This window comes from Calidifontibacter indicus, assembly GCF_003386865.1.
Classification (GTDB): domain Bacteria; phylum Actinomycetota; class Actinomycetes; order Actinomycetales; family Dermatophilaceae; genus Yimella; species Yimella indica.
In genome coordinates, this window is sequence record NZ_QTUA01000001.1 from 1,258,642 (window position 1) to 1,280,649 (window position 22,008).

Here is a 22,008-nt window from a genome sequence, read left to right on the forward strand (position 1 = left end):
CGTCCAGTGTGACGGGCCGAGTGCGCGAGCCACAGGTGAGCCCGGCGCAACCCACGGCAGAATGCAATGCGGCTCCACTAGCCTGACACCCATGAGTGAGTCCGCACCCAGTGACGTTGTCAAGGCCGTCATCCCGGCGGCCGGTCTCGGCACCCGTTTCCTGCCGGCGAGCAAGGCGATCCCGAAGGAAATGCTGCCGGTCGTCGACAAGCCGGCCATCCAGTACGTCGTCGAGGAGGCCGCACGGGCCGGCATCGACGACGTCTTGATGATCACCGGACGCAACAAGGCCGCGTTGGAGGACCACTTCGACCGGCACTGGGAGTTGGAGGCGGCGCTCGAGCGCAAGCTCGACGACAAGAAGCTGCGCCGGGTGCGCAAGTCGGCCGACCTCGGCAACGTGCACTTCGTGCGTCAGGGCGAGCCGCTCGGTCTCGGTCACGCGGTGCTGCGGGCCAAGGCGCATGTCGGGCAGCAGCCGTTCGCGGTGTTGTTGGGCGACGACCTCATCGACGAGACCGAGACCCTCCTGCAGCAGATGATCGCCGCCCGCGGACGCTACGGCGGCTCGGTCGTGGCGCTGATGGAGGTGCCGCGCGACCAGATCAACCTGTACGGCTGCGCCGCGGTGGAGGCGCTCGACGGTGAGGACGACGTGGTGCGGGTGACGTCGATGGTCGAGAAGCCCGACCCCGCCGAGGCGCCCTCGAACCTCGCGGTCATCGGGCGTTACGTGCTCGACCCGTCGATCTTCGAGGTGCTGGCGCAGACGGCGCCCGGACGCGGCGGCGAGATCCAGCTGACCGACGCGCTGCTCACGCAGGCGCAGAGCGGCGCGCCGGGCGGCGGGGTGGTCGGTGTGGTCTTCCGGGGCAACCGGTACGACACCGGCGACCGACTCGACTACCTCAAGGCGGTGGTGCGCCTCGCGGTGCGTCACCGTGACATCGGCGCCGAGTTCCGCACCTGGCTGGCCGAATGGGTCGACACCGACGAAGGGGCGGGTCGGCTCGAGGACCGCCAGCTGAGGCACTGATGGCGGCGACCCGTCTGCTGCCCCCGCAGGACTACGCCGACCGGCTCGTCGGCGCCGTCCACCGGTTGCCGTCGACCCCGATCGCCATCGGCGACGCCCACGGACGCGTGCTGGCCGAAGACGTCACCGCCAGGTATTCGCTGCCGGGGTTCGACAACTCGGCGATGGACGGTTACGCCGTGCGTGCCGCCGACGTGCCGGCGCCCGGCACGACCCTTCCGGTGGCGGGTGTGATCCCGGCCGGTGACACCCGGCAGGTGCGGCTCGAACCGGGCACGGCCTGGCAGATCATGACCGGCGCCGCGGTGCCCGACGGCGCCGACGCGATCGTGCAGGTCGAACACACCGACGGCGGCACCGAGCAGGTGCGGTTCGAAGTCGCGGCCGTCGCCGGCAGGTCCATCCGCGCCGCGGGTGGCGACGTGCAGGCCGGTGCGCTGGTGCTCCCGGCCGGCACCCGGATCGGTGCCCGGCACGTGCCGGTGCTTGCCGCGTCCGGACGCGCGGAGGTGCCCGTGGTGCCCCTGCCGAAGGTCGCGCTCATCAGCACCGGTGACGAACTGCGTTCTCCCGGCGAGGAACTCGACCACGGGCAGATCATCGACACCAACGGACCGATGCTCGCCGCGTTGGTGCGCCAGGCCGGCTTCGAGGTCGCCCGGGTCGACCGCTGCGGCGACACCGGTGACGCCGTGCGTGACGCGGTCGACGCAGCGCTCGCTGCCGGCGCCGACGCGATCATCACCTCCGGCGGGGTCAGCGCGGGTGCGTTCGAACCGTTGAAGGCGGCGTTCGAGGGCGGCACCGAGGTCGAGTTCAGCAAGATCGCCATGCAACCGGGCAAGCCACAGGGCTTCGGGTTCGTGCGCACCGACGTCCCGCTGTTCGCGCTGCCGGGCAATCCGGTGTCGTCGCTGGTGTCGTTCGTCGTGTTCGTCGCGCCGGCGCTGCGGGTGATGGCGGGGCGTTCGCCGCAGATCGGCTGGATGACCGCAACGGTCGCCGACGGCTGGCGCACCCCCGACGAGCGCACCCAGCTGGCTCGTGTGCGGCTCGAGCACCGCGGCGACGGCCACTTCGCCACCGCCAGCGGAGGCCCGGGGTCGCACCTGATGGGTGGACTCTCGACCGCCGACGGACTCGCCTGGATCGATGCCGAGGTCGACGAGGTGCGCGCCGGTGACCGCATCCGGATCATCGGGCTGGACGGTGAGTTCGTGTGAGCGACAAGGGTTCCGGTCTGACCCACGTGCGGTCGGACGGCACGGCGCATATGGTCGACGTGAGCGCCAAGCCGGTCACCGCACGGCAGGCGCAGGCGCGTGGGTCGGTGCGGCTCTGCGACGCGGCGATCGAGGCACTGCGCTCCGACACGGTGCCCAAGGGTGACGCGCTCGCGGTCGCCCGGATCGCCGGCATCCAGGCTGCCAAGCGCACTCCGGAACTGGTGCCGTTGGCCCACCCGGTGGCGGTGCACGCCGTCGCCGTCGACCTCGTGGTGCGCGACGACCGGGTCGACATCGAGGCCACCGTGCGCACCGCCGACCGCACCGGCATCGAGATGGAGGCGCTCACCTGCGTCAGCGTCGCGGCGCTCGCCCTCGTCGACATGGTCAAGGCCGTCGACAAGCACGCGCGCATCACCGACATCCGGGTGACCGCCAAGTCGGGCGGACGCTCGGGCGACTGGAGCGAGGATGCCTGACGCCGTCGTGATCACCTGCTCGACCCGGGCGGCGTCCGGGGTCTACCCGGACACCTCGGGCCAACTGCTCGCAAGTGCGTTGCGGGAGTGGGGTTTTGCCGTCGCCGAGCCGGTTGTCGTCGCCGACGGCGCACCGGTGGGGGAGGCGTTGCGGGCCGCGCTTGCCTCAGGGGTCGATCTGGTGTTGACCACCGGCGGCACCGGGCTCAACCCGACCGACCGCACCCCGGAGGAGACGGCACCGCTGCTCGACCGGCTCGTGCCCGGCATCCCCGAAGCCCTCCGGGCGCCGGGGGTGGCCAAGGGCATTCCCGGGGCGATGCTGTCGCGTGGCGTCGCCGGTGTCGCCGACCGCACGCTGGTGATCAACCTGCCCGGCTCGTCGGGCGGGGTGAAGGACGCGCTCGCCGTGCTCGCACCGGTGATCGCCCACGCCCTTGATCAGATCCGTGGTGGTGACCACCCCCGATGAGTGACCGGCACTGGCCGGCGGCGGTCGAAGCACGCAACGACGGACATCGGATCAAGTTGCGGCCGTTGCGAACTCGCGCCGACCGGGTGGAGTACCTCACGCTGCGCCGGGCCAACGCCGACTGGAACCGTCCGTGGGACTCCTCGCCGCCGAATCCGACACCCGGCGTCATCTCGTTCGCGCAGATGGTGCGCCAGCAGGATCGCGAGGGCAAGGCCGGCCGGTTGCTCCCGTTCGCGCTCGAGGTCGACGGGGCGCTCGTCGGCCAGGTGCATCTGTTCGGCATCTCCCGCGGTGCGTTGCTGTCGGCGTCCGCCGGGTATTGGATATCCGAAAGCGTTGCGGGACAAGGGATCATGCCGTTCGCCCTGGCGATGGCCATGGACCACGCCTTCCAGCGGGAGGGGCTGCACCGGGTCGAGGTCAACATCCGGCCCGACAACGGGCCGAGCCTGCGGGTGGTCGCCAAGCTCGGGATGCGCGACGAGGGAGTGCGCCGCGCCTACCTGCACATCGACGGCGCCTGGCGCGACCACCGTACGTTCGCTCTCACCACCGAGGACCTCGCCGGGGAGCGCGTCGTCGACCGCCTCAATCGCCTTTCGGGGCAATCACTTCCGCGACACACCGATTAGGTCCACGATCGTTGCCGACCGCGCAACTACCGTCGGGTTCGTGCCGACCACCAGCTTGCTCATCCTCCTCGTCGTCGCGATCTGGGCTGCCTACCTGTTGCAGCATTGGATTCGTCGGCGGGAGGCGATGGCGACCGCTCGGTCGGTCGACCGCTTCTCCGAGGCGATGCGAGTGCTCGCCAAGCGCGACCCGCTGCCGCAGGGCATCGCCCCGATGGTGCGGTCGCGTCCGACCTCGGCTCCGCCGCCGCAGGTCAGTGTGAAGACCGCGCGCACCTCGTTGCGCGCCGGACAACCGACCGTGGGAGACGAGATGAACGACGCACAGCAGGCCGGGACGCAGGCGCCGAAGCAGACGCCCGCGCGCGAGCGGTTCGCCGGCATCGCCACCGGCGGCAAGCAGGCGCTGGCCAAGGTGCGCGGGTTGAACGGGCGGCAGGTGCGCGGCATCTCGCTGCTCGGCGCGCTCGCCCTCACCGCTGTCGGTCTCGTGCTGGCTCCGTTCGGTGTCGTCTCCTGGTTCGTGCCCCTGGTCGGCCTGCTCGCCACCGTCGGCGTGGTCGCGTGGCTGCGCAGCAGCGTCGTGGCCCAGCAGCGGGCACGCAGCGCCGCTCCGGTGCACCGGGCGCCCCGTCGCACGGTGCGCACCGAGTCGTTCGCCGCCCCGGCCGACACCGCCGCGTTCGAGGCCCTCGAGGCCGAGGAAGCAGCCGCGACGACCGAATCGGTCCACGCCGCAGCGCCGTTCGGTTTCGAGGAGCAGGCTGAGGCCCCGGTTGCCGAGACCGTCGTCGCCGAGTCCGACGTGGTGTTCGACGCCCGCGACAACGACGCCGACGGCTGGCGCCCGACGCAGGTGCCGCGTCCGACCTACGCGATGAAGGAGCGGGCCCCGCAGACCGAGGTGGCCCCGGCCCCGACGGTCGAAGACCTCCCGTTCGACGGCCTCGCGCTCGACGAAGACCTGGAGGAACTGCCCGCGGTCTACCGCGCCGGTTGAGCCACTCACAGCTTTCGCCGACGGCGTCCGTCCCACCTCGGGGCGGGTGCCGTTCGCATCCCGGCCGATTGGTGGCCGACCGACGCCGAGTGTTATCGTGTTCCTCGCTCTTGGGGCTATGGCGCAGTTGGTAGCGCGTCTCGTTCGCAATGAGAAGGTCAGGGGTTCGAATCCCCTTAGCTCCACAAGATGCAGCAGGGACCGGCACGTTGGTGCCGGTCCCTGCTGCATTCCCTGCCACACCTCTCCCGCAAACGCTGCGCTCGCCCCGAGACGCGAGATCAGGCGCGACGTCGGCTCGTGCGCGACCGCGGCGCCGATGAGCTCGCCGACCCAGTACCGGCCGCGCAGTTCCTCGTCGAGCATGTCCTTGGTCACTCGCATTGCGTCGCTCCTTCAGACGCGCCGGTACGCGCCGGTCGCGTCGAGGAGCCGAGCGCCGATCAGTGTTGCCTCGGACCGTACGGGGCCGCTGCCGGTGACGACCGAGCGGGTCCACCGGATCTGAGGCAACAGCGCAGCGGACATCCGCGCTGCAACTCGACCGTCGCCCCCGTCGAGATCCGCGCAATTGCGGGGAATCTCGACTCGACGGGTGCTGAGTTGCAGCGCGGGTGTCCGCTAGTCCTTCCTCAGTAGATCGGGTGGTGCGCCGCGAGCACCCGATCCGGGTCGACCCGCTCTCGCACCGCCCGCAGCCGGGCGAAGTCGCCGGCCGAGTAGCCGGTGCCCACCTGGCTCTCCCCGTGGTTGAAGCTGGGGAAGCTGCGCTCGTTGGTCCACGGGGTCATGGCCCGGCGCACCGACTGCCCGGCAGCCTGGCCGGCGGCCGCCGCTTCGGGGAAGGGCGCGATCGCGCAGGCGAACATCGCGAACGAACCGGGGAGCGCCGAGATCGCACCGCCGTGCTCGGGCGAACGCCCGATCGCGCCGCCGAGCTGCCGCAACTCCAGGAAGGTCAGCGCGCACTCGGCCGACGGACCCACCTCCTGCAGCAACGCGCGCACCCCTTCCTCACCGAGCTCGTCGAGGATCGCCCCCTGCGCGACACTCGGCGTGGGTTCCGGCGGGTCCATGTGCACGTCGGTCAGGACGGTCGTCGGCATGTCGGCGAAGGTGTCCATCTCCGGCGCGACCGCCCGCAGCGGCGCGAGCACCGCCGCGGCATCCTCGGAACTGCCGAGCACCGCCCCGTCGATGACCACGATCCGGCGACCGGACAGGAACGGCGGCAGTTCGGGCAGCGGCGGAAAGCGCATGATCCGCAGCGAGGTGGTGACCTCCTCCGGGGCGGTCTTCGCCCACGTTGCCCAGGTGCGCAGCACCGGGTCGGCGTGCCCGATGTCCCAGAGCATCATCCCGGCGTGCACGGTCGCGAGCGGAAACAACTCCATCTCCACCGCGGTGACGATGCCGAAGTTCGCCCCGACCCCGCCGCGCAGCGCCCAGAACAGCTCGGGGTCGCTCTCGGCGTCGACACGCATGAGTTCGCCTGCCGCAGTGACGAGTTCGATCACCCGCACACTGTTGGCCGCCAGGCCGTACCGGCGTCCGTAGAAACTGAGACCACCGGCGAGCGTGTAGCCCACGACGCCGACGTCGGCCGCCGAACCGTGCAGCACCATGAGCCCGTGCTCGGCCGCTGCGCCGATGACGTCGGCCCAGATGGCGCCGCCGCCGATGCGCGCCAGGCGTCGCGGAGCGTCGATGTGCACCTCGGTCAGGCGACCGGTGCGCAGCAGCACGACGTCGGAGAGGTCCTGGTGGTGCACCAGGGGAGCCGCGGCGTGCCCCGTGGTCTGCGGCGCGATGCGCAGCCCGAGGCCGACGACGGCGCGCACGATCGCGGCGACCGCGGCGGCGTCGCCGGGTTCGGCGACGGCCACCGGGGCCTGCCGCACCGCGAGGTCCCACGGGGTGGTCAGGGCGTCGTACTCGGGGCCACCCGGTAGATGGACGACGCCGGGGAATTCGGCCTGCAACGAGGAGGCCGAGGAATGGACGGATGCGATGGTCATGTGCCGACCGCTGCCTTTCGGTTCGTGAGTGGTGAACATCGTCAACGATCCGGCCGGTGACCCACCGGCCACCATCCCGCGCGGTCGGGTGGTTGCGGCACCGCGTGCGCGGGGGCACACGCACCCCCAGAACATTGGGATAGCGGCGACGCCCCGATCGACGCACACTGGGGGTATGGTGCCCGCCCTGATGGCCACCCGCGTCATGCGGGACGTTGACGTGCTCTCCCGCGCCGGTCTCGATCTCGAGACCTTCCTCGACGAGGCAGCCGACTCGATCGCGCGCGCCATCCCGCACTCGGCCGCCTGCCAGTCGTCCCTCGACCCGAGCACCCTGCTGCTCACCGGCACCTTCAAGACCGGACGGCTCAAGGGGTTCGACGAGCAGGACCACCAGTGGGGGCTGGTGGAGTTCGGCACCCGGGAGGAGTCGTCCTTCGAGGCGCTCGCGCACGCCGAGGTGCCGGCGATGGCGGTGCAGTTGCAGTCGCCCGACTCGCGCCGGCTGGCGGGGTTCCTGCGACCGGTCTACGGGTTCGGCGACGAGTTGCGGGTCATCGCGCGCGACGGCAACGCCGCCTGGGGTGGCATCGCCTTGCACCGCGACGTCGGCGAACCGCACTTCACGCAGGACGACGTGGATCTGGGCGCCGCCCTGTCGCCGCTGCTCGCGCGGGGCATCCGCTCCGGCATCCTCACCGCGGTCGTCAACGCTCCGGCGGTCATCGCCGGGCCCGCCGTCATCGTCGTCGACGCCGACGACCAACCGGTGATGGTCAGCGAGGCGGCCGAGGTGCGGCTCGGCGAGCTCATGATGTCGCCGGACGGTGTCAGCTCGGCGGCCATCGTCTCCGGCCTGATCGGCGCGGCGCGCCGGTACTCCGCCGGCGAGATCGACCGTCCGCCGCGGTGCCGGGTGCGCGGCGCGAGTGGCACCTGGCTGGTGCTCTACGCCACCACCATGCAGGGCCGCGACGGCGCTCGCGGACAGGTCGCCATCACCATCGACGAGGCCAGCCCACCCGAGATCGTGCCGCTCGTCATCTCGGCGTTCGACCTCACCGAACGCGAGCGGGACGTCGTGCAACGGGTGATCCAGGGCCTGGACACCAAGGAGATCGCCGCCGCGATGTTCCTGTCGACCTACACCGTGCAGGACCACCTCAAGTCGGTCTTCGAGAAGGCCGGCGTGCACAGTCGTCGCGAGCTGATCGCCCGCATCTTCTTCGATCAGTACGTGCCCCGGATGAACTCACCGCTCGGCCCGGACGGCTGGTTCGCCTCGTCCTGACGTGGTTCGGGCGGGCCCGTGCGGTTGATACGCTCAGCCCGCACTTTCGGCGCGATTCCAGGAGCAGACACAAGTGGTGGACTTCAACGAGGCCTTCGGACCGGGCGATGTCGACGGCGGCCTCATCAACGTCGTCGTCGAGATCGGCAAGGGCAGCAGCCTCAAGATCGAGTGGGACCGCGAGAACAAGGTGATGAAGCTCGACCGCGTCGAACCGGCGATCTTCGCCAAGCCGACCAGCTACGGCTTCATCCCGCAGACCCTCGACGAGGACGGCGACGAGCTCGACGTGCTGATCCTCACCGACGAGCCGCTGCCGACCGGCCTGGTGATGGAAGGCCGCGTCATCGGCGTCATGAAGTTCGTCGACGACGGTGAGGTCGACGACAAGGTCGTCGTCGTGCCGTCCGACGACCGCAACACCGGCGACGCGATCACCTCGCTCGACCAGGTGCAGCCGCAGCTGATCAAGCAGATCGAGTTCCACTTCAACAACTACAAGGCGCTGAAGAAGCCGGGCTCCACCAAGGTGGAGCACTGGGGCGACGTCGCGGAGGCCATCGAGGTCATCCACGAGTCGATCCAGCGCTGGAACGACAAGTAGGAATGAGCTACCCCGACGGGCCGGCGGCGCTGTTGCAGCGCGAGCCGGCCCATCGTGTGTCACCCCGGGCGAAGGTGATGTGGACGATCTCCGAAGCGATCGGGGGCGTGATCATCGCCGGACTCGCGTTCTGGCTGTGGACCCGCGACTGGATCCCGGCGCCGTGGGACACCGTGCTGCTCGTGCTCACCGTGGTCGAAGCTGCCGTGAGCATCGTCGTCGTGCCGCAGTGGCGCTTCCGGGTGCACCGCTGGGAGATCACACCCGAAGCCGTCTACACCCAGCACGGGTGGCTCAGCCAGGAACGTCGGGTGGCGCCGATCCCACGGATCCAGACCGTCGACACCGAACGCGGACCACTGGCCCAACTCCTGCGGCTGTCCACGGTCACGATCACGACTGCGTCGTCGAGGGGCGAACTCAGGATCGCCGGGCTGGAACGCGCCGACGCCGACCGCATCGTGGCGGAACTGACGACGATCGCCGCGGCCGACGGCGGCGACGGCACATGACCGACGAGCCGCCCGCGCGGTCGCAGGCACCGGTCGAGCCGACTCCCGCCGACGCGCAGTGGCACCGCCTCGACCCGCGGATGCTGCTCATCCATCCGGTGCGCGAGATCGTGCAAGCGGTGCCGTGGTTGTTCGGTGTGCTCATCGCCGGCAGCAGCTTCGGCGACGGTGAGCGGCAGTGGCTCTGGCCGTTGGTCGGTGCCGGCGCGGTCATTGGCTTCAGTGTGCTGCGCTGGTTCACCACCACCTATCGATTCACCTCCGAGCAGGTGCAGTTGCGCACCGGGCTGGTGCGGCGCAACACCCTCGCGGCCGCGACCGAGAAGGTGCGTGCGGTCGACGTGACCGCGCCCTTGCTGCACCGCCTGCTCGGTCTTGCGGCGGTCGAGATCGGAACGGGCGCGGGGGAGAAGGCGGTGAAGCTCGACGGGCTCGGTGCCGCCGAGGCGGCCCGGTTGCGCGCCGACCTGCTGCATCGCAGCGCCCCCACCGAAACCGCTGCGGCACAAGCAAACCCCGACGGTCGGGATGACCAGCCGGAGTACGTGGCGGCAGTCGACGATGTGCTCTACCGGTTCGAGCGCAAGTGGTTGCGCTACGCGCCGCTCGGCTTCGCCGGACTCGCCACCGCGGGTGTGGTGTTCGGATTCACGGTGCAGGCCGTCGACCAACTCGGCCTTCGGCCGAGCCGCGCCGACCTGCCGGGAGCACTGAACCGGGTGGAGGGCCTCGGCGTGCTCTTCCTGATCGCGCTCGTCGGTGTCGTGGCGATCGTCGCGGTGTCGTTCTTCTCGGTCGCCGGAGCGGCCCTCACCTACTACGGGTTCACCCTCGGCCGCGACCGGGCGGGACGCACGCTGCACCTGCGGCACGGACTGGTGACCACCCGGTCGATCTCGCTGGAGGTGCGACGGCTGCGCGGGCTGGAGGTGCGCCGTCCGCTGCTGTTGCGCGCGGCCGGCGCCGCCCGGCTGAACGCCATCGTCACCGGGGTGCAGCGCGGCGAGCCCAGCACCGCGGCCAGCACGCTGTTGGCGCCGTCGTCGCCGCTGCCGGTGGTGACCCGCACCGGCGACGCGGTGCTGCGGACGGCGGTCGTCGACCTACCGGTACAGCCGCACGGCGCCACCGCCACCCGGCGGCGTTACACCCGCGCGGTCGCGCCGGCGGCCGTGCTCGCGGCCGTCGGGCTCGCGCTCGGGCTGTGGCTCGACCTGCTGCTGTCGGGTGTGGTGCTCGCGGTCGTGCCGCTCGTCGGCGCGGTGCTGCTCGGCCGTTCCCGGGCACGCATGCTCGGACACGCGGTGACCCCCGATTACCTCGTCACCCAGAGCGGGTCGCTCGCCGCCCAGCGCAGCATTGTCGCCCTCGACGGGACGGCGGCGGTCACCGTGCGCCGCAGCTTCTTCCAGCGGCGCGCGGGCATCGCCACGGTCGAGCTCGCGCTGGGTGCCGGGGCACAGGGCTACACCGTGATCGACCTACTCGACCCGCAGGCCGAGGCGCTCGCCGGTCACCTCCTCGAGCGGGCCCTGCGTCGCTGACCGCTCGGTCACGACCAGGTCGGCAACCACATCCGCATGTGCCACACGTTGTAGGGCACGACCTCGGCGGTGTAGACCGGCCAGAAGAACACGAAGAGCGCCACCGCCAACACCACGTAGGTGCTCACCGCGATCATCCCGAACCGCCGGCGGCGCGGATCGGCGTCCGGTGGGCCGAGCACGAGCCCGAGCACGAACACCACCGCCAGCACGACGTACGGCGAGAACGCCACGGCGTAGAAGGTGAAGATCGTGCGCTCCTGGTAGGTGAACCAGGGCAGCCACGCCGCCGCGATGCCGGCGAGGATCGCCGGTGCGCGCCAGTCGCGGCGCAACACCCAGTGGAAGATCAGCACGACCAGTGCGATGGTGCCGAGCCACCAGATGGCCGGGTTGCCGATCGGGTTGATCGTTTTGACGCACTTGGCGACTTCGCAGCCCTCGGTGCCCTTGGTCGGCCACTCCATGAAGAACAGGGTGGGCCGCGACTGGATCATCCACGACCAGGGGTTCGACTCCCAGTTGTGCGGACTCTTGATGCTGGCCGCGGAGTTGTACATGTCGACGTGGTAGTGCCACAGCGACCGCAGCGAGTCGGGCATCCAGGAGAAGAGCGAACTGTCCGGCGACAGACCGGTGTCCTTGTCGGCGGGGTTGAGCGTTGCCCACTGCCGGCCCCAGGCGTCCTTCGAGGCGAACCAGCCCCACCAGGTGACCAGGTAGCTGATCAGCGCGATCGGCACCATGTAGATCATCGCCGGCACGGAGTCCTTGATGACCGTGGCGCTGATCCAGCGACGCACACCGACCGCGCGCCGCGCGCCGAGGTCCCACCACACGCTCATCAGGCCGAAGAAGACCAGGAAGAAACCGCCCGACCACTTGGTGGCCATGTCGAGGCCGATGCACAGGCCCGCCACCCAGCGCCACGGACGCAACCCGAGGAACGGCCCAGCCCAGGACGCGTCGTCCCACGTGCCCTCGACCTTCAACGCCGCGACCTTGTCGGCGAGGATCCGCCGGGTGCGTTCCCGGTCGGCGAGGAGGGCGACGAACGCGGCGAGCGCCCAGAACATCACCATGATGTCGAGGATCGCCGTGCGCGAGAGCACGAACTCCATGCCTTCGACGGCCATCAGGATCGCCGCGACGGTGGCCAGGAGCGCCGACCGGAACAGGTGCCACGCGGCGCGTCCGGTCAGGTAGATCGCGATGGTGCCGAGCAGGCAGATCGCGAACCGCCACCCGATGCTGTTGTCGATGCCGAACAACCACTCGCCGGCGCCGATCACCCATTTGCCCAGCGGCGGGTGCACGACGAAGTCGGCCTCGTTGCCGTAGACCCCCTGCTGCCAGTGGCCCATCGTGAACAACGAGTCGGCCGCCTTGGCGTCCTGCACGGCGGGGGTCGGCTTCATCTCGAAGCCGTACTCGATCATCGACCAGCCCTGCTTGACGTAGTACGTCTCGTCGAAGACCAGCTGGTGCGGGCGGCCGAGCTGCCAGAAGCGCAGGAACCCGCCGATCACCGTGACGATCGCCGGGCCGAGCCAGGCCCACAACTTCTCCTGCGCCGTGCGGGGTCGCCCGAGCAGGCGACGCCGCAGCGCCGCGCGCTCATCGGTCAGGGAAGGCACCCGGTGAGGGTATTACGCGCGGATGGGTGGAACGCCGTCCGGCTCGCTGGAGCGCCGACAGCGCCCGCGCAATACGCTGCCGTGCATGGCCGAAGGAATCCTGATCCTGGCAGCGACCCCGATCGGCGACCCGCGCGATGCCGCACCCCGGCTCGCGCAGGAACTGCTCGCGGCCGACATCGTCGCCGCCGAGGACACGCGCCGGTTGCGGCGTCTGCTCGACGCGCTCGGCGTGGAGCCGTCCGCCAAGGTGGTCAGCTACCACGAACACAACGAGGCGTCCCGGTCGGCCGAACTCGTCGACACGGTCGCCCGCGGCGGACGCGTGGTGGTGGTGACCGACGCGGGGATGCCGTCGGTCTCCGACCCCGGCTACCGGGTCGTCGCCGAGGCCGTCGCGCGCGACCTGCGGATCACCTGCGTGCCCGGGCCGTCGGCCGTGCTCATGGCGCTCGCGGTGTCGGGGCTGCCGGTCGACCGGTTCTGCTTCGAGGGCTTCCTGTCCCGCAAGGCAGGGGAGCGGTCACGCCAGGTGGCCGCCCTGGCCGACGAACGGCGCACGATGGTGTTCTTCGAGGCGCCGCACCGGCTGGCCGACATGCTCGCCGCCCTCGCCGAGGGGTTCGGCGGCGACCGCAAGGCCGCGGTCTGCCGTGAGCTGACCAAGACCTACGAAGAGGTGAAGCGCGGCGGGCTCGCCGAGCTGGCCGAGTGGGCGGTGGAGCACGCCCGCGGTGAGATCACGATCGTCGTCGCCGGTGCGCCCGCGGTGGCCGCCACCGTCGACGACTCCCTGCCGCGGGTGCTCGAACTGGTCGCGCAGGGCACCCGGCTCAAGGACGCCGTCGGTCAGGTGGCCCAGCAGACCGGGCTGTCGAAGAAGAAGCTGTACGACGCGGCGCTTGCCGCACGACACCCGTAGTAAAGGGAAGTGGTCGCTGCAGCGACCACTTCCCTTTACTACGGGTGTCGTGCGGGCTACTTCTGGTTGCACCACGGGTCGTAGGGCAACCGCAGGCTCGCGTCGGTGGGGTCGTCGGGGGAGTAACACACCCACACCGCGCGCCCCTGGAACTCGAAGGCGTCGGCGTCGACGGTGCCCTTCACCGTGTGTGTGCCGGAGCCGACGCGATAGTTCACGGTGATTTGCAGGTCGCCGCCGTCGGCGGCGCGGGACGTGACGGTGCCTTCGGTCATCGATCGGTAGTCGGGCTGCTGCGAGTGCTGCCACCACCGGAACCCACCCCAGGCGAGCAGCACGATGCCCGCGGCCAGGAGTGCGAGCGGCAGGCGCGGGTTACGCAAGGGCTTCGGAGTCGCGGCGTTTGCGGGCGAACCGGCGCACCCGTCGGATCATCCGCCACATCAAGTACGCGAGCAGCGCCAAACCGACGATCACCAGCACCGGGATGAAGATCGCGACGAGCGAGAGCCCGACCGATCCGATGTCCTCGGCGGTGGAGACGAACGGTGCGCCCATGCCGAGGGACGCGGTGTTGATCACCGGGCGTGCGCTGGCCTTGCCGGCGTGCACGACGGCGGCGATGAGTCCGCCGCCGATCGCGGAGATCCACGGGTTGTCGGCCATGAACCCGGAGTTGTCGAGCGTTCCGGCCGACGCCGTCGCGGCAGCCACCACACCGCCGATCGTCGGGCGGACGGCGGTGCCGACGATGTCGTTGAGGCTGTCGACCGCAGGGATCTTGTCGAGCACCACCTCGGCGACCAACAGCAAGGTTGCGCCGCCGATCGCCCACGGCGACTCGATCCAGTCGAAGCTCGACGGCAGCGTGATGACATCGGTGAAACGTGCGATCAACGCCACCAACAGGAACGGCACGTACGCGTTCAGGCCGGCGGCGGCCGACAGGCCGGCACCGGTGAGTGCAGCGAACATCCTCGCAGACCCTCCCGGGATCAGGTGACCGGCAAACCGCACCGGTCGGACAACCGTTCCGGCCAACGTAGACCCCCCGGGTCGGCATTCCGGGAATCCGGGCCGGAGACCGGATTGTGACTCTCCTAGGATTGCCGATCATGAAGGTTCTGTCCGCTGTCGCCTGGCCGTACACCAACGGGCCCCGACACATCGGCCACGTGGCCGGTTTCGGTGTCCCGTCCGACGTCTTCAGTCGTTACATGCGGATGGCCGGGCACGACGTGCTCATGGTCAGCGGCACCGACGAGCACGGCACCCCGATCCTGGTGCTGGCCGATCAGGAGGGGCTCGGCGTCCAGGAGGTCGTCGACAAGTACAACCGGGTGATCGTCGAAGACCTCACCGACCTCGGTCTCTCCTACGACCTGTTCACCCGCACCACGACGCGCAACCACTACGCGGTCACCCAGGAGCTGTTCCTCGGCAACCTGCGCAACGGTTACCTGATCGAGCAGACCACCCGCACCGCGGTGAGCCCGACCACCGGCCGCACCCTGCCCGACCGTTACATCGAGGGCACCTGCCCGATCTGCGGCTACAAGGACGCGCGCGGCGACCAGTGCGACAACTGCGGCAACCAGCTCGACCCGACCGACCTGATCGACCCGCGCAGCAAGATCAACGGCGAGACCCCGAAGTTCGTCGACTCCAAGCACTTCTTCCTCGACCTGCCCGCGCTCGCCGAGGCGCTGCAGTCGTGGCTCGACGAGGTCGACTCCGCCGGCACCTGGCGTCCGGGGGTCATCAACTTCGCCAAGGGCATCGCCCAGGACATGCACCCGCGCGCGATGACCCGCGACATCGACTGGGGCATCCCGGTGCCGGTCGACGGGTGGGACGACAAGCGGTTGTACGTGTGGTTCGACGCGGTCGTCGGTTACCTGTCCGCGGCGATCGAATGGGCCCGGCGCATCGGCGACCCCGAGCGGTGGCGCGAGTGGTGGAACAACCCGGAGCTGAAGTCGTACTACTTCCAGGGCAAGGACAACATCACCTTCCACGCCCAGATCTGGCCGGCCGAACTCCTCGGCTACATGGGCAAGGGCGCGCGTGGCGGCGAGCCCGGGGTGTACGGCGACCTGCAGCTGCCGACCGAGGTCGTCGCCTCCGGCTTCCTCAACCTGGGCGCCGGTCAGTTCTCGACCAGCCGCGGCAACGTCATCTACGTGAAGGACGTGCTGGAGCGGTACGGCCCCGACGCGATCCGCTACTTCATCTGCGCCGCGGGCCCCGAGCAGCAGGACGCGCCGTTCACCTGGGAGGACTTCGTTCAGCGCAACAACTCCGAGCTCGTCGCCGGCTGGGGCAACCTGGTCAACCGCACCGCCGCGATGATCGCCAAGAACTTCGGTGAGATCCCGACCCCCGGCGCCCTCGAGCCGATCGACGAGGCGCTCCTCGCCCAGGTGCGCGCCGGCTTCGACACCGTCGGCGACCTGCTCGTCGGCCAGCGGCAGAAGGCCGCCATCGCCGAGGTGATGCGCCTGGTGCGCGAGGCCAACAAGTACGTCTCCGACACCGAGCCGTTCAAGCTCAAGGGCGACGACCAGCGCGAGCGGCTGGCGACGGTGCTGCACACGCTGGCCCAGTCGGTGGTCGACCTCAACACGATGATGGCGCCGTTCCTGCCGCACTCGTCCAACCAGGTGGCCGCGGTCTTCGGCATCGACGACTTCATGCCGATGCCGCGGGTCGACGAGGTGACCGATCTCGACGACGAGGCGCGCAGCTACCCGATCATCACCGGCGACTATTCCGCGACGCCGAAATGGCAGTCGCGCGATGTGATTCTCGGCACACCGATCGCCAAGCCCACGCCGATCTTCGCCAAGCTCGATCCGTCGGTGATCGAGGAGGAGAACGCGCGTCTCGCAGGGACCTGCGCATGAGCAAGGGGCAGCATTCCGGAACGCATTCGGCACCGCCACCGGCGCCCGACCCGCTGCCCCTGCCCATCGTCGACAACCACACCCATCTCGACATCAGTCGGGAGGGTCACGAGCCGGTCGATGTCGCCGCCGCGATCGCCGCTGCCAAGCGGGTCGGGGTCAACCGGATGGTGCAAGTCGGGTGCGATCTGGACGGCGCTCGGTGGACCGTGCAGGTGATCGACGAGCACGCCGAACTGCTCGGTGGCATCGCCATCCACCCGAACGAGGCGCCCAAGCACCACGAGCGCGGCGACCTTGCCGAGGCGCTGGCCGAGATCGAGGCGCTCGCCGCGCACCCGCGGGTGCGGGCCATCGGCGAGACCGGCCTCGACTACTTCCGCACCGGTCCCGAAGGGGTTGCCGCGCAACAGGATTCCTTCCGGTGGCATATCGACCTCGCCAAACGCACCGGCAAGGCGCTGCAGATCCACGACCGCGACTCCCACGACGACGTGCTGCGCATCCTGCAGGAGGAAGGCGCACCGGAGAAGGTCGTGCTGCACTGCTTCTCCGGCGACGTCACGATGGCCCGCGAATGCGTCGACCGCGGCTATTACCTCAGCTACTCCGGCACCGTCACCTTCAAGAACGCCCGCCCGCTGCGCAACGCGCTCGCGGTGACGCCATTGGAGCACGTGTTGGTGGAAACCGACGCCCCCTACCTCACCCCCGCCCCACACCGCGGAGCACCGAACGCGCCCTACCTGACGCCGGTCACCCTGCGCCTCATGGCCGACGTTCTGAACGTGTCGGTGCCGACGCTGTGCGCGGCAGTTTCGGACAACAGCGAGCAGGTCTACGGCCCCTGGTAGGTCGGCATGTCACGACAAGGCACACCCACCGGTTGTGACGCAACCGTCGTTATCAAAATTTGACCTTTCTTGGTCCGTCGGTCACCTTGGATGAGCACAGCCCGACGGCGACAAGCCGTGGACGCCCGGTCACGAGTGACCGAAAGCCTCGTTCGACGAGGCCCAGAGCGTGAGTACGTACGGCTCCCCAGCCACACTGATCGCGCGCGTCCGTTGCCGGAGGGACCGTACGAAATCTGGAGAACCCTTGACCTTCCGTAACTCACGCCTGACCGCCGTCGCCGCGACCTCCGCACTGGCTGCGATCACCCTGACCGCTTGTGCCGGCTCCGGCGACACCGCCGCGAACACCCCCATCGCCACCAGCACCACCGCTGCTACCAGCACCTCGCAGAGCGCGCCGAGCACGTCGTCCTCGACGACCACTTCGCCGGCCGCCACGAGCACCACGACTTCCAGCACGACGTCCAGTGCGACCTCCGCGCCGTCGAGCTCGGCCAAGACCTCCGCCGCGACCCGCGCCGCGCAGACCACCCGCGTGGCCCGTTCCGAGGCCCGCCCGGTCTTCAAGACCCTCACCGAGACCCGCGTGCTCCCGTTCGACACGGTGACCCGCACCGACTCCACCCTCGCCAAGGGCGCCACCCGTGTCGCCCAGGCCGGCGTCGCCGGATCGCAGCGCGTCACCGTGACCCAGACCGTCGTCAACGGCCGCATCACCAACGTCAACGTGACCAAGCGCGTCACCGTCGCGCAGCCGGTCAACAAGATCGTCGTCGTCGGCACCAAGGCTGCCGCCCCGCGCGTCACCTCGACCCCGACCACCACCACCGCGCCGAAGACCAACACCGGTGGCCTCGACCTGCGCCGCGCCGGCATGTGGGACCGCATCGCCATGTGTGAGTCGACCGGCAACTGGTCGATCAACACCGGCAACGGTTACTACGGTGGCCTGCAGTTCGACATCGGCACCTGGCTCAGCGCCGGTGGCGGCCAGTTCGCGCCGCGCGCCGACCTCGCCTCCCGCGCCCAGCAGATCACCATCGCGAACAAGGTCTACGACTCCCGCGGCCTGTCCCCCTGGGGCTGCGTTGGAGCTGCGTGAGCGTAGCGAACGCCTGTGGACGGGCGGGGCGACCACTCGGTCGCCCCGCCCGTCGGCATTTCACTAAGGTCATCTCGTGACCGACGAGAGTGCCGCCCGCGACGACCAGCTGCTCGGGCCGGCCGAGATCCGCGAGCTGGCTGCGGGCCTCGATGTGCGGCCCACCAAGCAGTGGGGCCAGAACTTCGTCATCGACAAGGGCACCGTCCGCAAGATCGTGCGACTGGCCGAGGTCGGCGCCGACGACGTGGTGGTCGAGGTCGGTCCGGGTCTGGGGTCGCTGACGCTGGCGCTGCTGCCCCAGGTGCGGCAGGTCGTCGCGGTCGAGATCGACCCGCGCCTGGCGGCCCAACTGCCGATCACCGTGCAGACCATGGCGCCAGACCTCGTCGACCGGCTCACCGTCGTCCAGCAGGACGCGCTGAAGCTCGAAGAACTGCCCGACCCGCAGCCGACCGCGCTCGTGGCCAACCTGCCCTACAACGTGTCGGTGCCCGTCGTGCTGTCGCTGCTGCAACGCTTCCCGACGATCGACCGGGTGCTGGTGATGGTGCAGTTGGAGGTCGCCGAGCGGTTCGCGGCGACGCCCGGCTCGAAGGTCTACGGGGTGCCCAGCGTCAAGGCGTCGTGGTACGCCGACGTGCGACTGGCCGACAAGGTCGGACGCAACGTGTTCTGGCCCGCGCCCAACGTCGACTCCGGCCTGGTGAAGATGGTGCGACGCGACCCGCCCCGCGACGACGTCGCCGCCGTCGACGTGTTCGCCTGCGTCGACGCGGCATTCGCCCAACGCCGCAAGACGCTGCGCGCCGCCTTGGCCGGGTGGGCCGGCTCGGCGGCACACGCCGAGGAGATCCTGCGGGCGGCAGGCATCGACCCGACCCTGCGCGGCGAGCGGTTGTCGGTCGACGACTTCGCGGCGCTCGCGGCGGCCCGTTCGGCATAGGGTGCAGGCATGGCGGCCAAACAACCCGGGGTGACGGTCCGCGTCCCCGCGAAGGTGAACCTGTGCCTCAATGTGGGCCCGACCGACGGCGACGGCTACCACCAGCTCGCTACGGTCTTTCACGCCGTGGACCTCACCGACGATGTCACCGTGCGCCCGTCCCGCCACTGGGAATGCACGATCACCGGCCCCTACGCCGACAAGGTGCCCACCGGCCACGCCAACCTGGCGATGCGGGTCGCCCAGCGGCTGGCCGACGAATGCTACGAAGCCGGACCCGTGTCGATGACCATCGACAAATCGATCCCGGTCGCTGGCGGCATGGCCGGCGGATCGGCCGACGCCGCCGCGGCGATGATCGCGGTCGACCAACTCTTCAACCTCCAACTCACCAAGCTCGACTTCACCGACCTGGCCGCCGAGATCGGCTCCGACGTGCCGTTCGCGCTGACCGGCGGCACGGCCTTCGGCTCCGGACGTGGCGATCAACTCGCGCCGGTGCTCACCACCGGCCGCTACGAGTGGGTCTTCGCCCTCCACCACGAAGGACTGTCCACGCCCAAGGTCTACGCCGAGTTCGACCGGCTGAACGCCCACCGCAAGATCGGGTTCCCACAGGTGCCGGGGGAGTTGCTGGCGGCCCTGCGCAGCGGCGACCCGCGTGAGCTCGCCGGTGCGCTCTCGAACGACCTGCAGGAAGCGGCCGTCTCGTTGATGCCCCGCTTGCAGGACACCATCGACACCGGTCTGGCCGAGGGCGCACTCGGTGCGATCGTCTCGGGCTCCGGGCCGACCGTCGCCTTCCTCACCGCCGATCGGTCGGCGGCGCTCGACCTCATGGTCGCGTTGACCGCCAGCGGGGTCGCCGACGACGTCGTGTCGGCCAGCGGCCCGCACCCGGGAGCCCGGGTCATTTCCACAATCCGCCCTGTTTGAAGGATAGATGGCTAATCTCATTGCCGCTGAGCGCATTTCGCTGGCGCTCGGCACAAGTCAGTTGCTCGACGAAGTTTCTCTCGGTGTCGGCACCGGCGATCGCATCGGCATCGTCGGTCGCAACGGTGGCGGCAAGACCACCTTGTTGTCGGTGCTCGCCGGCAACCAGTCCGTCGACACCGGGCGGTTGACCCGCACCGGCGGTCTGACCGTCGGTCTGTTGACCCAGCAGGACGGCATGGCCGCCGACACCACGGTGGCCCAGGCCGTGCTCGGTGACCGGGCCGAGCACGAATGGGCCGGCGAAGCACGCGTCCGCGAGATCCTCGACGGGTTGCTCGGCGGGGTCTCGCTGTCGGCCGTCGGCGGTCACGACGCGTTGGTCGGTCCGCTCTCGGGCGGCGAACGACGGCGAATCTCGTTGGCACGCCTACTGATTGACGATCCCGACGTGCTGCTGCTCGACGAGCCGACCAACCACCTCGACGTCGAGGGCGTGCGATGGCTGGCCACCTACCTGTCGACCCGCCGGGCCACCGGCAACAACGCGCTGGTCACCATCACCCACGACCGGTGGTTCCTCGACGCCGTCGCCACCCTCACCTGGGAGGTCGTCGACGGACGCGTGGAGCAATACGAAGGTGGTTACGCCGCTTACGTATTGGCGAAGGCGGAGCGTGCCCGCGTGGCGGCCGCCACCGAGGAGCGCCGGCAGAACCTGCTGCGCAAGGAGCTCGCCTGGCTGCGCCGGGGCGCCCCGGCCCGCACCTCGAAACCGAAGTTCCGGATCGAGGCGGCCAACGAACTCATCGCCGACGTGCCCGACCCGCGTGACGAGGTCGAACTCGTCCGCTTCGCCACCACTCGGCTCGGCAAGGACGTCATCGACCTGCTCGACGCGTCCATCGAGGTGGGCGACCGCGAACTGATCCACAAGCAGACCTGGCGCCTCGCCCCAGGGGAGCGCACCGGCATCGTCGGGGTGAACGGCGCCGGCAAGTCGACCCTGCTGCGGGCGATCGCCGGGCTGCAGCCGCTGTCGTCCGGCAAGCGCAAGGAGGGGCGCACCGTCCAGTTGGCCTTCCTCACCCAGGAGTTGCGCGAACTCGACGAGGTGCAGGGCATGTCGGTGATCTCGGCGATCACCGAGGTGAAGTCGTACATCATGCTCGACGGCAAGGAGACGTCCGCGTCGTCGTTGGCAAAACGCTTGGGGTTCAGCGGTTCCCGCCAACAGTCGCGGGTGTCCGACCTCTCCGGTGGCGAACGCCGCCGGTTGCAGTTCCTGCGGTTGCTGATGACGGAACCGAATGTGCTGCTGCTCGACGAGCCGACGAACGACCTCGACATCGAGACGCTCACCTCGATGGAGGACGTGCTCGACGGCTGGGCCGGCACGCTCGTCGTGGTCTCGCACGACCGCTACCTGCTGGAGCGCATGTGCAACCGCCAGGTGGCGCTGCTCGGCGACGGCGCCATCCGACAGCTCACCGGGGGCGTCGACCAGTACCTCGAACTGCGTGCCGCCGCCGCGGCGGCGCCCCGTCCGGCGACTGCCTCGTCATCTGCGCCCACACCGGCCGCGCCGGGGCGATCGGCCGCCGAGGTGCGCGAGTTGAAGAAGACGGTGGCCCGGTTGGAGAAGGCGTTGGCGCGCAACAGTGAGCGCGAGCAACGGCTGCACGACCAACTGCTCGCCGCCGCCACCGACCACGTGAAGGCCGCCGAACTCGACGCCGAGTTGCGGGAGGTGCACGCCGAGCGCGAAGCGTTCGAGTCGGAGTGGCTGGAGGCCGCCGAACAGCTCGACGAGTGACCGGCACACCTTAAAGAGCGGGCAAAGGACTCGTCAGTAGCGTTGCGGCCACCGTGCGGCCGGGTGCAC

General features: G+C 70.0%; 22 protein-coding genes and 1 tRNA gene. 18 read left to right on the forward strand and 5 right to left on the reverse strand.

Annotated elements, in window-relative coordinates; genetic code table 11:
- Positions 1-91 precede the first annotated feature (91 nt).
- From galU to DFJ65_RS06065, 7 genes are all read left to right on the forward strand, one after another.
- A complete protein-coding gene (gene galU, locus DFJ65_RS06035) occupies positions 92-1,036 on the forward strand; it encodes a UTP--glucose-1-phosphate uridylyltransferase GalU (RefSeq protein WP_115922249.1) in 945 nt (314 codons plus the stop codon).
- Positions 1,036-2,259 carry a molybdopterin molybdotransferase MoeA gene (locus DFJ65_RS17165; protein WP_170144005.1) on the forward strand — a complete coding sequence of 408 codons (1,224 nt, stop codon included), beginning with the start codon at positions 1,036-1,038 and terminating at the stop codon, positions 2,257-2,259. Before galU ends, DFJ65_RS17165 begins: the two co-directional genes overlap by 1 nt.
- Before the next feature lie 50 nt (positions 2,260-2,309).
- Entirely contained in the window at positions 2,310-2,741 is a 432-nt protein-coding gene (moaC, locus tag DFJ65_RS06045; protein ID WP_245950388.1) for a cyclic pyranopterin monophosphate synthase MoaC, read from the forward strand.
- Complete coding sequence (locus DFJ65_RS06050) at positions 2,734-3,213, forward strand: MogA/MoaB family molybdenum cofactor biosynthesis protein (protein ID WP_115922251.1); 480 nt, start codon at positions 2,734-2,736, stop codon at positions 3,211-3,213. The genes moaC and DFJ65_RS06050 overlap by 8 nt, the downstream gene beginning before the upstream one ends.
- On the forward strand, positions 3,210-3,848 hold the full coding sequence (locus DFJ65_RS06055; protein WP_115922252.1) for a GNAT family N-acetyltransferase: 639 nt from the start codon (positions 3,210-3,212) through the stop codon (positions 3,846-3,848). The genes DFJ65_RS06050 and DFJ65_RS06055 overlap by 4 nt, the downstream gene beginning before the upstream one ends.
- 40 nt (positions 3,849-3,888) lie before the next feature.
- On the forward strand, positions 3,889-4,848 hold the full coding sequence (locus tag DFJ65_RS06060; RefSeq protein WP_115922253.1) for a hypothetical protein: 960 nt from the start codon (positions 3,889-3,891) through the stop codon (positions 4,846-4,848).
- Between the two features lie 112 nt (positions 4,849-4,960).
- Positions 4,961-5,033, forward strand: a tRNA-Ala gene (locus tag DFJ65_RS06065).
- Between the two features lie 447 nt (positions 5,034-5,480).
- Here DFJ65_RS06065 and DFJ65_RS06070 read toward each other — a convergent pair.
- Positions 5,481-6,866 (reverse strand): FAD-binding oxidoreductase, encoded by a 1,386-nt coding sequence (locus DFJ65_RS06070; protein ID WP_115924137.1) that lies wholly within the window; start codon positions 6,864-6,866, stop codon positions 5,481-5,483.
- A gap of 175 nt (positions 6,867-7,041) precedes the next feature.
- Between DFJ65_RS06070 and DFJ65_RS06075 the strand changes: the two genes are divergently transcribed.
- From DFJ65_RS06075 to DFJ65_RS06090, 4 genes are all read left to right on the forward strand, one after another.
- Positions 7,042-8,157 (forward strand): helix-turn-helix transcriptional regulator, encoded by a 1,116-nt coding sequence (locus tag DFJ65_RS06075; protein WP_115922254.1) that lies wholly within the window; start codon positions 7,042-7,044, stop codon positions 8,155-8,157.
- A gap of 76 nt (positions 8,158-8,233) precedes the next feature.
- Positions 8,234-8,761 carry an inorganic diphosphatase gene (locus DFJ65_RS06080; protein ID WP_211308376.1) on the forward strand — a complete coding sequence of 176 codons (528 nt, stop codon included), beginning with the start codon at positions 8,234-8,236 and terminating at the stop codon, positions 8,759-8,761.
- 2 nt (positions 8,762-8,763) lie between these two features.
- Positions 8,764-9,273, forward strand: coding sequence for a PH domain-containing protein (locus DFJ65_RS06085; RefSeq protein ID WP_115922256.1), 510 nt, complete (start codon positions 8,764-8,766; stop codon positions 9,271-9,273).
- Positions 9,270-10,817: a PH domain-containing protein gene (locus DFJ65_RS06090; protein ID WP_115922257.1), complete on the forward strand. Its 1,548-nt coding sequence runs from the start codon at positions 9,270-9,272 to the stop codon at positions 10,815-10,817. The genes DFJ65_RS06085 and DFJ65_RS06090 overlap by 4 nt, the downstream gene beginning before the upstream one ends.
- Positions 10,818-10,825: 8 nt before the next feature.
- Here DFJ65_RS06090 and DFJ65_RS06095 read toward each other — a convergent pair whose 3' ends face one another.
- Positions 10,826-12,454: a dolichyl-phosphate-mannose--protein mannosyltransferase gene (locus DFJ65_RS06095; protein ID WP_115922258.1), complete on the reverse strand. Its 1,629-nt coding sequence runs from the start codon at positions 12,452-12,454 to the stop codon at positions 10,826-10,828.
- A gap of 85 nt (positions 12,455-12,539) precedes the next feature.
- Here DFJ65_RS06095 and rsmI point away from each other — a divergent pair, with 85 nt between their 5' ends.
- The gene (rsmI, locus tag DFJ65_RS06100) at positions 12,540-13,376 is read left to right on the forward strand and encodes a 16S rRNA (cytidine(1402)-2'-O)-methyltransferase (protein WP_115922259.1); all 837 of its coding nucleotides are present in this window, start codon (positions 12,540-12,542) and stop codon (positions 13,374-13,376) included.
- Positions 13,377-13,432: 56 nt separating this feature from the next.
- On the opposite strand, the gene DFJ65_RS06105 is transcribed toward rsmI, so the two are convergent.
- Positions 13,433-13,759 (reverse strand): DUF3592 domain-containing protein, encoded by a 327-nt coding sequence (locus tag DFJ65_RS06105; protein ID WP_115922260.1) that lies wholly within the window; start codon positions 13,757-13,759, stop codon positions 13,433-13,435.
- Entirely contained in the window at positions 13,752-14,351 is a 600-nt protein-coding gene (locus DFJ65_RS06110) for a DUF4126 domain-containing protein (RefSeq protein ID WP_115922261.1), read from the reverse strand. The genes DFJ65_RS06105 and DFJ65_RS06110 overlap by 8 nt, the downstream gene beginning before the upstream one ends.
- 137 nt (positions 14,352-14,488) lie before the next feature.
- Between DFJ65_RS06110 and metG the strand changes: the two genes are divergently transcribed.
- Both metG and DFJ65_RS06120 read left to right on the forward strand, forming a co-directional pair.
- Positions 14,489-16,282: a methionine--tRNA ligase gene (metG, locus tag DFJ65_RS06115; RefSeq protein WP_115924138.1), complete on the forward strand. Its 1,794-nt coding sequence runs from the start codon at positions 14,489-14,491 to the stop codon at positions 16,280-16,282.
- On the forward strand, positions 16,279-17,136 hold the full coding sequence (locus tag DFJ65_RS06120) for a TatD family hydrolase (protein ID WP_115922262.1): 858 nt from the start codon (positions 16,279-16,281) through the stop codon (positions 17,134-17,136). The genes metG and DFJ65_RS06120 overlap by 4 nt, the downstream gene beginning before the upstream one ends.
- Before the next feature lie 129 nt (positions 17,137-17,265).
- Here DFJ65_RS06120 and DFJ65_RS18005 read toward each other — a convergent pair whose 3' ends face one another.
- Positions 17,266-17,637: a hypothetical protein gene (locus DFJ65_RS18005; RefSeq protein ID WP_147301324.1), complete on the reverse strand. Its 372-nt coding sequence runs from the start codon at positions 17,635-17,637 to the stop codon at positions 17,266-17,268.
- 37 nt (positions 17,638-17,674) lie between these two features.
- Between DFJ65_RS18005 and DFJ65_RS18245 the strand changes: the two genes are divergently transcribed.
- The 4 genes from DFJ65_RS18245 (at position 17,675) to DFJ65_RS06145 (ending at position 21,939) form a co-directional block, all read left to right on the forward strand.
- Complete coding sequence (locus DFJ65_RS18245; protein WP_115922264.1) at positions 17,675-18,241, forward strand: resuscitation-promoting factor; 567 nt, start codon at positions 17,675-17,677, stop codon at positions 18,239-18,241.
- Positions 18,242-18,317: 76 nt separating this feature from the next.
- Positions 18,318-19,187 (forward strand): 16S rRNA (adenine(1518)-N(6)/adenine(1519)-N(6))-dimethyltransferase RsmA, encoded by an 870-nt coding sequence (gene rsmA / locus DFJ65_RS06135; RefSeq protein WP_115922265.1) that lies wholly within the window; start codon positions 18,318-18,320, stop codon positions 19,185-19,187.
- Between the two features lie 9 nt (positions 19,188-19,196).
- Positions 19,197-20,123: a 4-(cytidine 5'-diphospho)-2-C-methyl-D-erythritol kinase gene (locus DFJ65_RS06140; protein ID WP_115922266.1), complete on the forward strand. Its 927-nt coding sequence runs from the start codon at positions 19,197-19,199 to the stop codon at positions 20,121-20,123.
- A 7-nt stretch (positions 20,124-20,130) separates the two neighbouring features.
- Complete coding sequence (locus DFJ65_RS06145) at positions 20,131-21,939, forward strand: ABC-F family ATP-binding cassette domain-containing protein (protein ID WP_115922267.1); 1,809 nt, start codon at positions 20,131-20,133, stop codon at positions 21,937-21,939.
- The last annotated feature ends 69 nt before the right edge of the window (positions 21,940-22,008 follow it).

Bases quoted from the DNA above. Each gene is read 5' to 3' on its own strand.
- DFJ65_RS06120 (WP_115922262.1), top strand. From the start codon at position 16,279: ATGAGCAAGGGGCAGCATTCCGGAACGCATTCGGCACCGCCACCGGCG.
- galU (WP_115922249.1), top strand. From the start codon at position 92: ATGAGTGAGTCCGCACCCAGTGACGTTGTCAAGGCCGTCATCCCGGCG.
- DFJ65_RS06145 (WP_115922267.1), top strand. From the start codon at position 20,131: ATGGCTAATCTCATTGCCGCTGAGCGCATTTCGCTGGCGCTCGGCACA.
- DFJ65_RS06075 (WP_115922254.1), top strand. From the start codon at position 7,042: ATGGTGCCCGCCCTGATGGCCACCCGCGTCATGCGGGACGTTGACGTG.
- DFJ65_RS17165 (WP_170144005.1), top strand. From the start codon at position 1,036: ATGGCGGCGACCCGTCTGCTGCCCCCGCAGGACTACGCCGACCGGCTC.
- DFJ65_RS06140 (WP_115922266.1), top strand. From the start codon at position 19,197: ATGGCGGCCAAACAACCCGGGGTGACGGTCCGCGTCCCCGCGAAGGTG.
- DFJ65_RS06055 (WP_115922252.1), top strand. From the start codon at position 3,210: ATGAGTGACCGGCACTGGCCGGCGGCGGTCGAAGCACGCAACGACGGA.
- DFJ65_RS06090 (WP_115922257.1), top strand. From the start codon at position 9,270: ATGACCGACGAGCCGCCCGCGCGGTCGCAGGCACCGGTCGAGCCGACT.
- rsmI (WP_115922259.1), top strand. From the start codon at position 12,540: ATGGCCGAAGGAATCCTGATCCTGGCAGCGACCCCGATCGGCGACCCG.
- DFJ65_RS06110 (WP_115922261.1), bottom strand. From the start codon at position 14,351: ATGTTCGCTGCACTCACCGGTGCCGGCCTGTCGGCCGCCGCCGGCCTG.
- DFJ65_RS06070 (WP_115924137.1), bottom strand. From the start codon at position 6,866: ATGACCATCGCATCCGTCCATTCCTCGGCCTCCTCGTTGCAGGCCGAA.
- DFJ65_RS06050 (WP_115922251.1), top strand. From the start codon at position 2,734: ATGCCTGACGCCGTCGTGATCACCTGCTCGACCCGGGCGGCGTCCGGG.
- DFJ65_RS06085 (WP_115922256.1), top strand. From the start codon at position 8,764: ATGAGCTACCCCGACGGGCCGGCGGCGCTGTTGCAGCGCGAGCCGGCC.
- moaC (WP_245950388.1), top strand. From the start codon at position 2,310: ATGGTCGACGTGAGCGCCAAGCCGGTCACCGCACGGCAGGCGCAGGCG.